This is a genomic window from Scopulibacillus darangshiensis (genome assembly GCF_004341035.1).
GTDB classification, from domain to species: Bacteria; Bacillota; Bacilli; order Bacillales; family Sporolactobacillaceae; genus Scopulibacillus; species Scopulibacillus darangshiensis.
Map to the genome: position 1 here is coordinate 23,101 of NZ_SLXK01000010.1, position 14,686 is coordinate 37,786.

General features: G+C 41.6%; 15 protein-coding genes and 1 riboswitch. Of the genes, 12 read left to right on the forward strand and 3 right to left on the reverse strand.

Annotation, left to right across the window (positions count from 1 at the left end):
• Nucleotides 1-203 precede the first annotated feature (203 nt).
• The 6 genes from EV207_RS08735 (at nt 204) to EV207_RS08760 (ending at nt 5,030) form a co-directional block, all read left to right on the forward strand.
• Nucleotides 204-608 carry a hypothetical protein gene (locus tag EV207_RS08735; RefSeq protein WP_132745762.1) on the forward strand — a complete coding sequence of 135 codons (405 nt, stop codon included), beginning with the start codon at nt 204-206 and terminating at the stop codon, nt 606-608.
• Between the two features lie 129 nt (nt 609-737).
• Nucleotides 738-1,454 carry a response regulator transcription factor gene (locus EV207_RS08740; protein WP_132745764.1) on the forward strand — a complete coding sequence of 239 codons (717 nt, stop codon included), beginning with the start codon at nt 738-740 and terminating at the stop codon, nt 1,452-1,454.
• Nucleotides 1,451-2,488, forward strand: a complete 1,038-nt coding sequence (locus EV207_RS08745) for a sensor histidine kinase (RefSeq protein ID WP_132745766.1) — start codon at nt 1,451-1,453, stop codon at nt 2,486-2,488. The genes EV207_RS08740 and EV207_RS08745 overlap by 4 nt, the downstream gene beginning before the upstream one ends.
• Nucleotides 2,489-2,505: 17 nt before the next feature.
• Nucleotides 2,506-3,759 carry a molybdopterin-dependent oxidoreductase gene (locus tag EV207_RS08750; protein ID WP_132745768.1) on the forward strand — a complete coding sequence of 418 codons (1,254 nt, stop codon included), beginning with the start codon at nt 2,506-2,508 and terminating at the stop codon, nt 3,757-3,759.
• Between the two features lie 29 nt (nt 3,760-3,788).
• Complete coding sequence (locus EV207_RS08755) at nt 3,789-3,980, forward strand: twin-arginine translocase TatA/TatE family subunit (RefSeq protein ID WP_132745770.1); 192 nt, start codon at nt 3,789-3,791, stop codon at nt 3,978-3,980.
• Between the two features lie 77 nt (nt 3,981-4,057).
• A riboswitch (ZMP/ZTP riboswitch) is annotated at nt 4,058-4,136 on the forward strand.
• Between the two features lie 42 nt (nt 4,137-4,178).
• Complete coding sequence (locus EV207_RS08760; RefSeq protein ID WP_132745850.1) at nt 4,179-5,030, forward strand: bifunctional 5,10-methylenetetrahydrofolate dehydrogenase/5,10-methenyltetrahydrofolate cyclohydrolase; 852 nt, start codon at nt 4,179-4,181, stop codon at nt 5,028-5,030.
• Between the two features lie 46 nt (nt 5,031-5,076).
• Here the strand turns inward: EV207_RS08760 and EV207_RS23715 are convergent, their stop codons facing one another.
• On the reverse strand, nt 5,077-5,238 hold the full coding sequence (locus EV207_RS23715) for a nuclear transport factor 2 family protein (protein WP_279389184.1): 162 nt from the start codon (nt 5,236-5,238) through the stop codon (nt 5,077-5,079).
• 81 nt (nt 5,239-5,319) lie between these two features.
• Here EV207_RS23715 and EV207_RS08770 point away from each other — a divergent pair, with 81 nt between their 5' ends.
• Both EV207_RS08770 and EV207_RS08775 read left to right on the forward strand, forming a co-directional pair.
• The gene (locus tag EV207_RS08770) at nt 5,320-6,147 is read left to right on the forward strand and encodes a thiamine pyrophosphate-dependent enzyme (RefSeq protein ID WP_132745772.1); all 828 of its coding nucleotides are present in this window, start codon (nt 5,320-5,322) and stop codon (nt 6,145-6,147) included.
• A gap of 75 nt (nt 6,148-6,222) precedes the next feature.
• Nucleotides 6,223-6,777, forward strand: a complete 555-nt coding sequence (locus tag EV207_RS08775) for a hypothetical protein (RefSeq protein WP_243646999.1) — start codon at nt 6,223-6,225, stop codon at nt 6,775-6,777.
• Between the two features lie 2 nt (nt 6,778-6,779).
• Here the strand turns inward: EV207_RS08775 and EV207_RS08780 are convergent, their stop codons facing one another.
• A complete protein-coding gene (locus tag EV207_RS08780) occupies nt 6,780-8,093 on the reverse strand; it encodes a PQQ-dependent sugar dehydrogenase (protein WP_132745774.1) in 1,314 nt (437 codons plus the stop codon).
• Nucleotides 8,094-8,306: 213 nt separating this feature from the next.
• On the opposite strand from EV207_RS08780, the gene EV207_RS08785 reads away from it, so the two are divergent.
• Complete coding sequence (locus tag EV207_RS08785) at nt 8,307-9,716, forward strand: YVTN family beta-propeller repeat protein (RefSeq protein WP_165886880.1); 1,410 nt, start codon at nt 8,307-8,309, stop codon at nt 9,714-9,716.
• A gap of 143 nt (nt 9,717-9,859) precedes the next feature.
• Here the strand turns inward: EV207_RS08785 and EV207_RS08790 are convergent, their stop codons facing one another.
• A complete protein-coding gene (locus tag EV207_RS08790; RefSeq protein WP_132745778.1) occupies nt 9,860-10,726 on the reverse strand; it encodes a TetR/AcrR family transcriptional regulator in 867 nt (288 codons plus the stop codon).
• 163 nt (nt 10,727-10,889) lie between these two features.
• Between EV207_RS08790 and EV207_RS08795 the strand changes: the two genes are divergently transcribed.
• The 3 genes from EV207_RS08795 to EV207_RS08805 all read left to right on the forward strand — a co-directional run bounded on the left by EV207_RS08795 (nt 10,890) and on the right by EV207_RS08805 (nt 14,674).
• Complete coding sequence (locus EV207_RS08795) at nt 10,890-12,425, forward strand: DHA2 family efflux MFS transporter permease subunit (RefSeq protein ID WP_132745780.1); 1,536 nt, start codon at nt 10,890-10,892, stop codon at nt 12,423-12,425.
• A gap of 130 nt (nt 12,426-12,555) precedes the next feature.
• Entirely contained in the window at nt 12,556-13,746 is a 1,191-nt protein-coding gene (locus tag EV207_RS08800) for an MGDG synthase family glycosyltransferase (protein WP_132745782.1), read from the forward strand.
• A 190-nt stretch (nt 13,747-13,936) separates the two neighbouring features.
• On the forward strand, nt 13,937-14,674 hold the full coding sequence (locus EV207_RS08805) for a class I SAM-dependent methyltransferase (protein WP_132745784.1): 738 nt from the start codon (nt 13,937-13,939) through the stop codon (nt 14,672-14,674).
• The last annotated feature ends 12 nt before the right edge of the window (nt 14,675-14,686 follow it).

Sequence of the window (14,686 nt, forward strand, 5' to 3'; positions counted from 1 at the left end):
AAAGGTAAGGAGATCAACTCCTTGCCTTTTTATATAGTTAGTGGTCAATTCAGGTGTTTCATAAGGAGCATCAAATGATCGTAAAAAATAGTTTCCGCGTTTTTCATGATTTAATACTTTGTTAATCTTTTCGTTAGGAATTGATAAGGTTTATTTTTTAGGCTTAACTGTGAAAACAAATAGAAAGGAAAGGGTGAAGGTAAATGATTACTTTAAACAAACCTATATTAACTTTAGCAGCTGCTTGTGTTCTCACATTAAGCGGATGTGCAGCGGGACATTCCGACACAAACAACGGAGGTTCCGAACAAAAAATGCACGATAATAAACAGGACGATATGAAAAACAAAGACGACATGAAAAGCAAAGATGATATGAAAAGCAAAGACGACATGAAAAACAAAGACGACATGAAAAGCAAAGATGATATGAAAAGCAAAGACGACATGAAAAGCAAAGACGACATGAAAAGCAAAGACGACATGAAAAGCAAAGATGATATGAAAAGCAAAGACGACATGAAAAGCAAAGATGATATGAAAAGCAAAGACGACATGAAAAGCAAAGACGATATGAAAAGCAAAGATGATATGAAAAAAGATCAGTAATAAACATAGAAACGGAAATTTTAGAGATCACGGTTCCAAAATGACTTCTTTTTTATGCACCTTCTTAAAGCTTCCTTTAAAACCAGCTATAATAATAAGAAAATAGATATTTAAAAGAAGGTGCTTTCCATGAGTTACAAAATTTTGGTTGTTGATGATGAAGCAAATATTACTGATGTTTCGAAGAGGTATCTGGAAAGAGAGGATTTTGATGTCATTCTCGCATCAGACGGCGTGGAGGCACTTGAAAAGTGGCAATCCGAATCTCCAGACTTGATTGTTCTGGATGTGATGATGCCGAAAAAGGACGGTTGGCAGGTATGCGAAGAAATCCGTAATGAGGATGAGGTGCCGATCATCATGTTAACGGCGCGTGGAGAAGAAATGGATCGAATTATGGGCTTGACGATGGGTGCTGACGATTACATCACAAAACCATTCAGCCCCCGGGAGTTGGTCTTACGAGTGAAAACCATTTTCCGGCGTATGAATATTGGATACAAGAAAAAGGCAAAGGATGACTTATCCAAATCAAATCGGATAACGTATGGCAGGTTGGATATTGACCCAGAAACGAGGATCGTTCTTATTAACAACCGGGAGATCGATCTAACCATCAAAGAGTTTGATGTTTTATGGCTGCTCGCCAGTCATCCTAACCAAGTGTTTTCAAGAAATCAGCTTCTTGACCAAATTTGGGAACTGGACTACTTCGGTGATACCACAACCGTGACCGTCCATATCAGCCGGCTGAGGGAAAAGATCGAAGCGATCCCTTCAAAACCTCGTTTTATTAAAACGGTTTGGGGGATTGGTTATAAGTTTGAGGATCGTGATGACGAATGAAGTTACGTAGTCAATTGATGATTGCTAACGGTCTAAGCATTGGGTTTATTTTCATTTTTTTAATTTTTAGCTATATTAGGATGTTCCTTCATCTGGAGGCAATTTTAGTATTAACCGCGGTGACGCTTTTTGCCGGTGTGATTTCTTTTTTGACGCATTATATATTGACAAGACCGATTCATCGTGCAATCCGGACCATTTCATTGGAAACAAAAGAAATTTCTGAAGGAAAGTTTGAAGGTAAGGTTCCGGCGATGGGTCCCATTGAATTTCGGGAGTTGGCTGATCATTTTAATGAAATGAGAGGCAAGCTGGCGCAAAGTTTTACCCGTCTGCAGCAAGCTGAGATGTCTCGCAAAGAATTGGTGGCCAATGTTTCTCATGATTTAAGGACACCGCTGGCATCAATACAATCTTTTGTAGAAGCACTTCAGGACGGGGTGATTGAAGATGACTATACTTTTCAAAAGTATTTAAAAACCATCAGTTTGGAGACAGGGCGAATTAGCCATTTAATCGACGATTTGTTTCAGTTGTCAAGATTAGATGCTGGATCGGAAACCTTTCAACCGGAACCTTTTCACCTCGATAATCTGATTCTCGAAACGCTTGAAAACCAATATGTCCAATTACAGAATAACCAGATTGAGGTTTCCGTCCATATTCCCGATAAAATGCCGCCTGTTGTGATTGTTCCCTATCAAATCAAACGCGTCCTCATCAACATTTTGCAAAATGCGATACGTTATTCACCGACTGGCAGCCTGATCACGCTTGAAGCGGAAAATCTGTCAGGGGAACAGGTGAAAGTGACTGTTTCCGATCAAGGTGAAGGAATGATAGAGGAAGATATGGCCGCTGTGTTTGAACGGTTTTATCGTGTGGAAAAATCAAGAAACCTAAATTACGGCGGGTCAGGATTAGGGCTATCGATTGCAAAATCCATCGTAGAAATGCATGGCGGGTCAATTGGTGTGGAGAGCACACTGGGGAAGGGAAGCATGTTTTGGTTTACACTTCCTAAATACAACTAAAAGGGAGGGGGTTCGTGGTGGACAAAAGGCAGGGCTGGCTGAAATACCCCTTTGGGAAAAAGTTAAAAAGACTGCATAAATGGAATGCTTGGGTGATTTTACTGTTAGCGATTACGGGGATCATGCTTTATTTGCCTTTCCTTCGCCGCTATGTAGCGCCATTTAGGGTAAATTTAAAGTTGGTTCATATTTATCTGGGTTATGTTTCTATTTTTCTTTTACTCCTTTATACCCCATTATTAACTAAACATATGAAACAAATCTGGAAAAGAGTGAACCATCGCAATAATCTCCGGTTTGTCCTTTTTATTATTATCGGATGGAGTGTCTCGGGGATAATCCTGGCCTTTTACCGCCATTTTCCAGATGTCTGGAGTTCAACCGCCCTCATCTTCCACGATTTGTTCACGTTTGTCGGGATCCCGTACACGGTGTATCACGCGATTTCAAGAAGTCGTTGGCTGAAGAAAATGGATAGGGAAGAACGCAAGACCCGTGACCAGAAGAAAAACTTAGATGGTACTCAACCTCTTGCCCCTAAAAAAAGAGAAACATTGATGTCGCGTAGAAAATTTATCCGCCTAAGCGCGGGAGGGCTTCTTGTTGTTGCAGTCGCTCCATTTTTCTACGGTTGGCTTGGCCGAATCGCTGGATTCAGCGGTGAATCACTGTTAAAACAAACCAAAAGAGATGGAAATCATATGGTGCCGCAACCCGAGCCGGCCCCTGGCTCCTTACCACCGAAAGGCGGCGGGGCAAATGGCACCTTCAGGATGTATACAGTCACTGATGTTCCTGCGTTTTCATCGGATACATGGTCATTCACAATTGATGGGCTTGTGGATCACCCTTTAACTTTTAATTGGAAAGAATTTTTGAATTTGCCGCAAAAGGTTCAAGTCAGTGATTTCCATTGTGTGACCGGCTGGTCGGTGTACCATGTCACATGGCAAGGTGTTCCGCTGTCTTATTTGTTAAAAAAGGCTGGCGTCAAAAATAAGGCAAAATACGTGAAGTTTTATTCCGGTGATAGCGTTTATACAGACACCTTAACGATTAAGCAGGCACATATGGATGATGTTATGGTCGCGGTGTTACGGGACGGAAAACCGATTCCGCAAGATTATGGTGGACCGTCAAGGCTTATCGTACCGGAAATGTACGGTTATAAATCGGTCAAATGGCTAAACAGAATGGAACTCATTGATCAACCATGGACGGGATTCTGGGAAAAACGCGGTTATAAGAAAAATGCTTGGTACCGTGGTTAACGGACGGGGATGAAAGGAGCTGAAACATCATGCCTTTTAACATTGGGATCGGCGGGTTTATGTTGATTTTTACGGCAGCCATTCTTTTATTCGGTCCGAAAAAACTTCCAGAGCTAGGGAGAGCTGTCGGGCAAACGTTGAAGGAATTTAAACGCTCTGTTAATGATATAACGGACAGTCAGGATTCGGATGTTAATCGCGACCAAAATAAAGAAAATTAACAGATAAGTTAATGGGCAGTTGTTTTAATATGCATTTTGAAATGGTTTTGTTTTCTGGTAAAATAAACTTAAATAAACCTTCGATGTGTAACTGGCGAAACGTGGATCACCACGAGGGAGCACATCGTTATACAGCCGTTCGCCTGGGCAAAGGTGAGGAGATTAATCTCCTTGCCTTTTTATATTTTTAGGAGGATGATGATGGAACCAATTATTCTTGACGGTACTGTTGTTGCAAAACAGATTAAAGATGGGTTAAAAGGGAGAGTTGAAAATTTAAGAGCCAAAGGCATCACCCCATGCCTTGCGACGATCCTGGTTGGCGGTGACCCGGCATCAGAGACCTATGTGAGAATGAAGGGAAATGCATGCAGCCGGCTCGGTATTAGCTCCAAACGTGTCCATTTGCCAAAAGAAACGACGACAATAGCTTTATTGGATGAAATTAACAAATTAAATGAAGATCCACAAATTCACGGCATATTGCTGCAGCATCCCGTTCCCGGCGATATTGACGAAAGGGCAGCATTTGAAGCGATTGATCTAGAAAAAGATGTAGATGGTGTCACAAGTGCAACGTTTGGCAGAACGGCATTGGGGTTAAGCGGCTTTCCATCATGTACTCCAAAGGCGATTATGACTATCCTGGACTATTATAATATAACAATCGAGGGTCAAAATGCCGTTGTTATAGGTCGCAGCCCCATACTGGGTAAACCGGTATCAGCCTTATTATTGAATAGGGATGCAACGATAACGACCTGTCATTCCAAAACAAAAGATATTGATAAAATTGTCCAAAACGCGGATATCGTTGTTGCGGCCGTCGGAAAACCAAAGTTTGTGCAAGGCTCTTGGATTAAGCAGGGAGCAATTATTTTAGATGCTGGATATAATGAGGGGAATATAGGCGATGTCGATTATGATGCATGTCTGACTCAAGCAAGTGCCATTACCCCGGTACCGGGTGGTGTCGGCCCCGTCACAATAGCAACCTTGCTGTCACATACGGTTGAAGCGGCAGAAAGGAGTGCCGGGAAAAACGAATAGATAAGAACCCCCTGAATTCTGCTATATTAGCAGGATTCAGGGGTTTTTAGCGGCTTTTATCTAGTACGCTTAAGTGCTCATGAACGACCATCCATCTTCCGTTTATTTGTTTAAAAACATTGGTCCCCCGGCCATAACCTTCCTTTTGTGCGACATAAATGATGGGAATAGGTGCCGTTAAATTGGCGAAGTATTCTGACTTTGCCAAAGGCGTATTTTTTATAAAATTTAGGACTTCGTGGCATTTTAACTACTAAGCTTTATTTATAATAGAAAGGGACGAATCTTCTTGAAAGCAGCGGAGCTTTTGGTAAAATGTCTTGAACAGCAAGGAATAGAATATATTTTTGGCGTGCCTGGTGAAGAAAACATTGATTTTATAGATGCACTTAATAACTCATCCATTCTTGGTGATTTGTATGAAAATCTTGAGTGTTTAACATTGCAAATTAACAAAAAGGAGGCTATTGATCCATATTTTCACAAAATAAAAGAAACAATAACGAGTGATATAATGCTAACTGCTAAAAGTGACGCTTTCCCGATGGCGCCACAAAGAATTATTAGGGACATCCAAGCTGCGCTTTCAAGCGATGATATTTTACTAACTGATGTCGGGGCTCATAAGCTCTGGATTGGCAGACAATATGAGGCACTGAAGCCGCATCGCTGTATCATTTCGAACGGACTTGCGTCAATGGGTGTGGGGCTCCCCGGTGCAATCGGTGCGAAGCTTGCCTTTCCCGACAAAAAGGTATTGGCAGTTTGCGGTGATGGGGCATTTATTATGTCAATAACTGAGTTTGAAACAGCCGTGCGGTTAAAATTGGCGATTGTTATTATAGTTTGGCGGGATGGAAGGTATGGCATGATTGAATGGGAACAGGAAAACAAGTTAGGCAGGTCATCAAACATTCAATTTAATAACCCCGATTTTATGGCACTGGCAAAAACCTATGGCGCAAAAGGATACAAAGTTGAACAGGCGGCGGATTTGTCAGGGATCTTGCAAAAGGCATTTTTGGAAGATAGGCCGGTCATCATTGATTGCCCAGTTGATTATACGGAAAATTTCCGTTTAAGCAAACGCTTAAACGAATTCAAACAAATGAATTAAGCTTAATTCGTATTCCTTATAATGATCTGAAAGACATCTGAATATAGTATGCTTAACAACGATTGAAGGAGAGCGATGATGTTTTTGCTTCAGCCGATTGCTAAGCATGCGAAAGCCATATCTAATACGTTTATACAAGCTTCTATACCAAAGAAAGTTGCGATCACCGCTCTATTAAGCGGCGTATCGGCCATCATCCAGTCAGCCGGCGGTTTGATACCGGCTGTTGGGCTGTTCATTAGTCCCTTTGCGACTGCACCCATTATACTAATGATGATTTTAACCGTCAGATATGGCTTTGTTGGTTACTTCTTAACGATCTTCTTGTTATTCTTCATTCAACCGAGCGAAGTCATTGTCTTTCCATTCACAACCGGGCTATTAGGGATCGGGATTGGTCTATCCTTCCATATATTAAACAGTCGCCTTAGCATTATATTGGCAGGGGCAGGCGCATTGTTTGCAGGCATTCTCATTTTGATGTTAGGCCTTCGATTTCCGGTGTTGGGACCGTCGGTTTACCTGGGCGCAGGCTTGCGAACCTTTCTATTTATAGCACTATTTTCTTTTTTATACAGCTGGATTTGGGTTGAACTGAGTATATTTCTATTGAAACGGCTCAGGCGATGATGTTATGCCTTTGTAACGCGCCAAATCACACCGGTTTTTGCCGGTGCTTCACGTGCTGGAGGAAAAATGCCAAAATCAACGATATACATCTCGCCATTCGGTCCAAAAACAACATCGATCGGACGTTCGAAACCGCCGCTATTTGTCGCTGATGCGGCGCCCCCGGTTTTATTCACAGCGAAAGGGCTTACATTTCCTGTCCTGAGATCAATCCTTGAAACGCGGTGACCGACACGGGGTGCTGGCTTGCCTCCAGTAGTTGTTGGCGCTTCACTGCCGAATTCAGCAATGAAAGCATCCCCAATTGGTGCAAAATCAGTACGGCTATTAAAGTCAAAACCCATTGCAGCTGAATGAGGGGCAAAACGTGACAACGGCTTTGGCGGTTCCATGGGATGGCGGCGTAACAAAAATTCCGGTTGTGGCTTGTTCTCCGGTTTAAACATCGGCGCTGTAATAGGGTATCCCCCCGTATAATCAGGCCAGCCATACCACATTCCCGATCTTATAATACGGAACTCATCCGGGGAATTTGCGACAGGGCGGCTTCCGCGTTCATCAATCCCGTGATTGGCCGCAAATAACCGATTATGCTTATCGAACTTGATACGAAATGGATTCCTTAATCCCCAAGCAATGAGTTCAAGCTGTGAGCCATCCCGATTCGCTCTTAAAATACTTCCGCTCGCCTTTATAGATCCTTTAATCGTTTCGCCGGGATATGAGGAAATACCATAAGGTGAATAAGCCCCTGTGACCGCATAGTCTTCAGATGCTGCGCTTAGAAGGTTTTTGGTTTTATAGTTTTTGCCTCGCAACTCAATATCCGAACCGGGATAATCGTGAAAAAACGGATAGCTTTTCACCCAATGATTGTCTTCTCCAACAACCCCTGAATTTGTCGCTGTTCCTTGTCCAAAATACATTTTCCCATCGGGACCAAACACCACTCTATTATTATGGTGATCACCCCAGCTTGGCAGCCCGGAAAGGATATCTTCTTTTTGACCATCAGGTTTAATGACAGTAATGGCTCCTCTGTGCGAGACGAAAATATTTCCTTCATATTCATTGATGCCTGTCAGCGGCGGATGAAAGCCGTCTGCAATCATTTGATAACCAGAAGGTGTCAGACGGCCGACCTCCCCGTTTCCCGTTAAAACTCCCGAATTGGCGACAAGCATGTCCCCCGAGTCCGTAATCATTAAGTTAATAGGCGTCATCAATTCCGTCCAAAAGATTTCTATTTTATATCCGGAAGGCAACAAAATATCTTTTGGATCTAACTTTCTAATCCTCCTATCCGCAATCACCATATGTCCAGCCCCCTATAGAAAATTAGGTCTATCTTATAATTGATATTCACATTCTAACTGTCCATATTCACGATAGGAATGAAATAATGCAAAAAGATTGAAGATTTAATACTTTGTTAATATTTCCGTTAGCAATTGATAATCTTTTCGTTTTATCCTTGCTTCATAGCGAATGCTAGAATGCTAAATTTTATGCTATGGAGGAGAAATCAGATGCTGCAAAAATTTAAAGGTCGAAAAATGGTTCCATTCATGTGTCTCGTTCTGTGTCTAATCTTATTGCTCTCAGGCTGCGGCGGTGCGGCAGATACCAAATCAGAGGATTCAAACAAGAATACCGGCAAAGAACCTAAGACCGACCAACCGCTGCTGTATGTTAATAACAGCGGGTCAAACAATGTACAAGTCATTGATCCAAAAACCAACAAGATTATCAAGACAATTCCAGTCGGTCAACACCCTACATATAACGAGGTGACCCCTGGCGGCCAATATGTGTATGTTGTTAACAGTGGATCGAATAATGTTTCGGTTATTGATACAAAAATGTCCAAAGTTAAAAAAACGATTTCGGTAGGGAAAACACCTAAAGGGATCAACTTTACGCCTGATGGAAAATGGGCGTACGTTATTAACGAAGGAGAAAACACAGTATCGGTAATTGATTTGAAGTCAATGGATGAGACAGGGAAGATTGATGTAGGAAAACATCCACATAACGGCGTTGCAAGCCCAGACAGTAGTAAATTTTACGTTACAAATACAAACTCGAATTCAGTTTCCGTAATCGATACCTCCAGTCAAAAGGTGAAAAAAACGATCAATCATGTTAAGGGGGCACCGCATAATCTCACAATTACCCCTGACGGAAAAACGCTTCTGGTCAGTTTAACTAAAACGAATGCTGTAGGAGTCATTGATCTTAAAAAAGGGGAAATGATCGATACCATCCCCGTTGTCACAGGGCATCATGTCATGGATGTCACACCTGACGGACAATATGCTTATGTGGGCGGCATCGGTTCAGATGCTGTCTCGGTAATCGACATTCCCAAACGGCAGGTGATTAAAACAATTCATGTAGGACAAGGACCGCATGGCGTGGCTGTTACGCCTGATGGAAAGAAGGCTTACGTTGGAGTGACAGGTGAAAATACAGTGGCTGTCATCGATATCGCGAGCAATAAGGTGATCGAAGATATAAAAACGGATAAAGTGCCGTTTTTTGTAAGTATATTGGGAAGCCATGCCAGCGATCATCGACAACCTGTGCATCAAATGGCAATGGATAAGGATCAGCAAAACAAAGACACAATGGCAAGCACCGGAAATTCAACGAAGAAGTCGCCGCCCAAACAAACAGCAAGTTCACCTCTGCTTAACAAGGGGAAAACATACAGATATATGTTTAAAAAAGCGGGCACATATAACGTTCATTGCAATCCGCACCCATTTATGATAATGACAGTCATCGTAAAGCCAGATGGCCAACCAAAAGAAAAAAAGATTGACCTCAAAGACTATAAATTCACACCAAATAAAATAACGATATCGGCTGGATCAACAGTAACATGGACCAACCATGACAATGATCAGCATAACGTGACGATCGAAAGTAAATAAGTGTAAAAACGGTTTGCCTTTCCAAAAGATAAAAAGGCGCAGCAGGATTCTTCTTAAGATGCTTGTACTATCAAAAATAGTTAAAAAGGCATCCCTCGGGATAGTTTACTTCCCAAGGGATTTTCTTTAAATAACAACAATCTCTACATAATCTTCCAGGCCATTTTAACAATATGGCTCGCTTCATGTTCGAGCTCGGTTTGTTCAAAGGCTTGTTCAAATGACATGAGGACACTTTCGATTAAGAAGGTCCGCGGATTGTCCGACTGCAGTTCAGAGAGTAGGAATTGAATATAGTCCTGCTGTTTTGAAAAACCTTTTTCATTAATTTTATTACTGAGCCTATTCAATTGTGCGATAACCTCTTTTTTTAGATCAGTTGTATCCCCATCATTAGTTATGTCAAGCCAATTTTCTGGCAAAAAGGGTTTTTCGTTTTCTATTTGTTCTTTTATCATTGATTTTACTCGCGTTAAAGCGTATTGGATGACCTTCTCGGTTGAAATGTCCTTATTTGACCCCAGCTTCCATACATGCATCAAATGATGGGCAATTCCCACAAGCATGACGGCATGTTCTAATGTATACGGCCTTGCTTTAGGCGGGTATAGACACCCGAGTCTTTTGGAGATCCATTGCAGTTCGGTGTGATGTTGCTTTTTCATGAAGGCTTTCAGCTCGACATCATCGGAAAAAGACACCGTTTCAAAAACCGCAAATATATGGTGCTGCTTGTTCATATTCATCCGCACAGCCATTTGGCGGACGAAGACTTCTTCACTATCAACTTCTTTGCCGATGGCAAGTTCTCTGCGCTTTTGGTCTACCTCTTCCGATACGAACGCCAAAATGGCCCGCAAACATTCATTTTTCGAATTAAAATAATTGTAAAATGTCCCTTTGGCAATTCCTGCCTTATCCAATATATCCTGAATCGACGTTAATGCGAAGCCTTTATCGACAAATAATTGGTGTGCGGCTTCAATGATTTGTTTTCTTTTTGCATTCATTTTATCTCACCTTTATAATCATGGTCTATTTTTATCATGGGTGTATAATTCCTATTATATCAGTGATTAAATATAATTTAAAATTTTGTTGTTGCATTAATTAGACTATCGGTATAAACTATTTAAGTGATTTATCTTACATGGAAAGCAGGGCTGATTCTATATGTCGAAAACCGATTCTATTCAAAACAAACCGCCATACGGCATGATTGCCATTTTATTTATTGGGGCGTTTATTGCAATATTGAATGAGACATTGCTAAATGTTGCGCTTCCTTCAATTATGAAAGAGTTTGATGTAAATGCAACGGCGGTTCAATGGCTCTCGACAGGTTATATGCTTATAAATGGAATTTTAATACCAGCAAGCGCCTTTTTCATTCAGCGCTTCACCGATAAAAAGTTATTTATTACTGCAATGGCATTGTTTACCTTAGGAACGTTCTTAGCAAGCATCGCTCCCGTGTTTGGCGTGCTGCTCGCGGCACGGATGATTCAGGCATCAGGTTCCGCCATTATGATGCCACTCTTAATGAATGTCATGCTGACCGCTTTTCCAGTAGAGAAAAGAGGGGCAGCAATGGGGACATTTGGACTTGTCATGATCACGGCGCCTGCGATTGGACCGACACTTTCTGGATGGTTAATCGAGCATTACAGCTGGAGAACGTTATTTGATATTGTCCTGCCAATTGCGCTGCTAACCTTGGTCCTTTCTATTTTTAAGCTAAAAGATGTGACTCAACAACGTGCCATGAAGCTTGATATCATTTCACTTATCTTATCATGTATTGGATTCGGCGGATTGCTTTATGGCTTTAGTTCCGCAGGTGATAAAGGATGGGATAGTCCATATGTATACGGTACGATAATTGTCGGGGCACTTGCGTTAATTACCTTCATACTCCGTCAGCTTCGGATGGATGATCCCATGCTTGAGTTTCGTATCTTCAGGTATCCGATGTTCGCCCTGTCTTCAGCCATTTCCATCGTTATAGCCGTCGCGATGTTTTCGGCGATGATATTGATGCCCATTTATGTGCAAACACTTCGTGGGATTTCGCCGCTTGATTCGGGCTTGCTGATGCTTCCAGGTGCTATTGTAATGGGGATTATGTCGCCAATTACGGGTAAGCTCTTTGATAAATACGGGGCTAGAACACTTGCTGTGTTTGGTTTGCTCGTTACTGTTGTGACATCGTATTACTTTAGTAAAATTAATATGGATACGACTTACTTTACTCTTGTATTATTATATACATGTCGCATGTTTGGGATGTCTATGGTGATGATGCCGGTGATGACAAATGGGTTGAATCAGCTGCCGGCAAGAGAAAACCCGCACGGAACAGCAATGAATAATACGCTTCAGCAGGTATCAGGTGCCATAGGTTCTGCTTTGTTGATCACAGTAATGAACAATCGTACTGAAGCAAAAGCAAAGGACTTAGCCGCTCATGTGATGTCAACTATGGATGCCAATACAGCACAGCCATCAGCGCAGACTGCCGCTGAAATGAAACAGCATATTATGAATCAAGCGATGCTGCATGGCATCAACTTCACTTTTTTCATTTCAACCTTGATAGCGGCTGTCGCACTTATCCTTGCTCTCTTTATTAAAAGGGTTAAACCGCACCATGAAGAAGAAATAGTTGAAGAAGGTACAATTAGCTCTAAAGAGGGAGTTACAGGGTGATTGATTGACTAAAGGACTTGCCATTTTGGCAAGTCCTTTAAAATGGAGATTTGATTTGAACATTTCACGCCTCATTCAAGTCCATTAATTATGGCACATTTTGAAGATGTGTTAAAAGGAGTGGACTAGCATGTCACTGACCATTGCTATTTTGACCGGGCGATATGGCGACGGTCATATAAAGGCAGCTGAGGCATTGCGTGATGCTATGGTTCAGCTTAATGATCGTCAAAACATTAACACTGTTCTTTTTGATGTTACGGATCTTTTGCCGCAGTTTGCTGATAAACTTACAAAAAAACTATTTGTAAGCGGCATTAAAAGATTTCCGTCACTATATGATTATCTTTATGAGAAAACACGTGCCGAATCGAAAATCACTACAATAGCAAAGAAAAGACTTCATGGTTTAGGATTAGGTCAGCTTTACGAATGGCTGGGCGAGAAAAAACCCGACGCAATTATAAGCACTTTTCCCGTAGCTTCTGGAATGCTTTCCGAGCTTAAAGAACTTGGGCTTATTATCACACCAATATACACAGTCATTACGGATCATACGGTTCACAGCTCATGGATTAATCCATATATTGATCATTATTTTGTTGCCTCAAAGCTGGTTAAAAGGGATATGATCAAATATGGTGTGCCGGAATCATTTATTACGGTAACTGGTATTCCAGTCCATCCCAATTTCTCATTACCCTTTTCGAAAAGAAAGGTTAAAGGGAAACTAGGTCTTAATCCAGATCTTCCTTGTATTTTATTAGCTGGCGGCGGGTTTGGCGTTTTTAATAAAATTGAAAATCTCCTTCAGGAATTGAACGACCTTATGGTACCGTTTGAAGTTGTTGTGATATGCGGCAGGAACCAAAGACTTCTCAAGCGGATAAAGAAAAAAGAAGTTGAATACTTGTATCCTTTAAAACTATTGGGCTTTGTTGAAAATATGCACGAATGGATGGCTGCTGCTGATCTGCTTGTCACAAAGCCCGGCGGCATAACGGTATCGGAAGCCATTGCTGCTGAAGTCCCGATGTTGATTGTGCGCGCTCTGGGAGGGCAGGAGAATGACAATCTCCATTTTTTGCTTCAATCCGGTACAGCTTTGTATACTGAAAATCCTGGCATGTTACGAGATAAGTTAAAAAAGCTGCTAACACCTGGGAGCCTTGATGTCCTAAAACAAGCCATGATCCCGTATCAATGGCAAAAGGACTCGGCATTCTTAGTGTGCAGAAAAGTACTCGAGGAAACGTGCGCCTTAGGGAGAACCGCTAACGCTGCTGTTGGAGATATCCCGGTATTAGAGCCTGGTATATAGCTGAATATATAAGGTTTAATTGCACATAAATTGTGGAAGTATTGACGTATAGAATTACGGCACTGATTTAAGGGCCTAAACCTAATATACGAGGAGAGGATGCAATGGTAAGAAGGAGAGGGATAGCCTCCTAAATAGATATGGTAATAATTTTAGGAGGCTATTTTAATATATAGGAGTTGTATGAACGATGAAACAAAACAAATATGATAACGAGAATTTCTTTTCTTCGTATGAGCAAATGCCGCGATCAGTCAAAGGGCTTGAAGGTGCTGGAGAATGGCATGTATTGAAAGCATTAATCCCAGAGCTGCGAAATAAAAGTGTGCTTGATTTGGGGTGCGGTTTTGGTTGGCATTGCCGGTTTGCCCGCACGGAGCATGCGAGTTCTGTGGTAGGTGTCGATATATCTGAAAAAATGCTTCAAAAGGCTTGCGAAAAAACGGATGATCCCTTGATTTCGTATTTAAAAATGCCAATTGAAGACATTGATTTTTCGGACTCTCAATTTGATGTGGTTCTCAGTTCGCTCGCTTTTCATTATATAAGATCGTTTGATGCAATCTGCAAAAAAGTCTTTGATTGCCTAAAGCCAGGCGGTGCATTTGTCTTCTCGGTTGAACATCCAATCTTTACTTCACGAAACGAACAGGATTGGTATGTCGATGATCAGGGGAGGCGCCTGCATTGGCCAGTTGACAATTATCAATTAGAAGGTTTGCGGGAAACATCATTTTTGACTGAGGACGTTGTAAAATATCATAGTACATTCGCAACGTATATAAATGACGTAATAAATGCAGGTTTTAGCATAAAGGCGGTCAGGGAGCCGATGCCTTCTGAAGATATGTTAAAAAATATCCCAGAAATGAAAGATGAAAACCGCAGGCCTATGTTTTTAATTGTCTCAGCGGAAAAGGAAAAATAAACTATTTAAACG

Coding starts and splice junctions, on each gene's coding strand:
- EV207_RS08735 (WP_132745762.1), top strand. CDS start 204: ATGATTACTTTAAACAAACCTATATTAACTTTAGCAGCTGCTTGTGTT.
- EV207_RS08740 (WP_132745764.1), top strand. CDS start 738: ATGAGTTACAAAATTTTGGTTGTTGATGATGAAGCAAATATTACTGAT.
- EV207_RS08745 (WP_132745766.1), top strand. CDS start 1,451: ATGAAGTTACGTAGTCAATTGATGATTGCTAACGGTCTAAGCATTGGG.
- EV207_RS08755 (WP_132745770.1), top strand. CDS start 3,789: ATGCCTTTTAACATTGGGATCGGCGGGTTTATGTTGATTTTTACGGCA.
- EV207_RS08760 (WP_132745850.1), top strand. CDS start 4,179: ATGATGGAACCAATTATTCTTGACGGTACTGTTGTTGCAAAACAGATT.
- EV207_RS08775 (WP_243646999.1), top strand. CDS start 6,223: ATGATGTTTTTGCTTCAGCCGATTGCTAAGCATGCGAAAGCCATATCT.
- EV207_RS08780 (WP_132745774.1), bottom strand. CDS start 8,093: ATGGTGATTGCGGATAGGAGGATTAGAAAGTTAGATCCAAAAGATATT.
- EV207_RS08785 (WP_165886880.1), top strand. CDS start 8,307: ATGCTGCAAAAATTTAAAGGTCGAAAAATGGTTCCATTCATGTGTCTC.
- EV207_RS08790 (WP_132745778.1), bottom strand. CDS start 10,726: ATGAATGCAAAAAGAAAACAAATCATTGAAGCCGCACACCAATTATTT.
- EV207_RS08795 (WP_132745780.1), top strand. CDS start 10,890: ATGTCGAAAACCGATTCTATTCAAAACAAACCGCCATACGGCATGATT.
- EV207_RS08800 (WP_132745782.1), top strand. CDS start 12,556: ATGTCACTGACCATTGCTATTTTGACCGGGCGATATGGCGACGGTCAT.
- EV207_RS08805 (WP_132745784.1), top strand. CDS start 13,937: ATGAAACAAAACAAATATGATAACGAGAATTTCTTTTCTTCGTATGAG.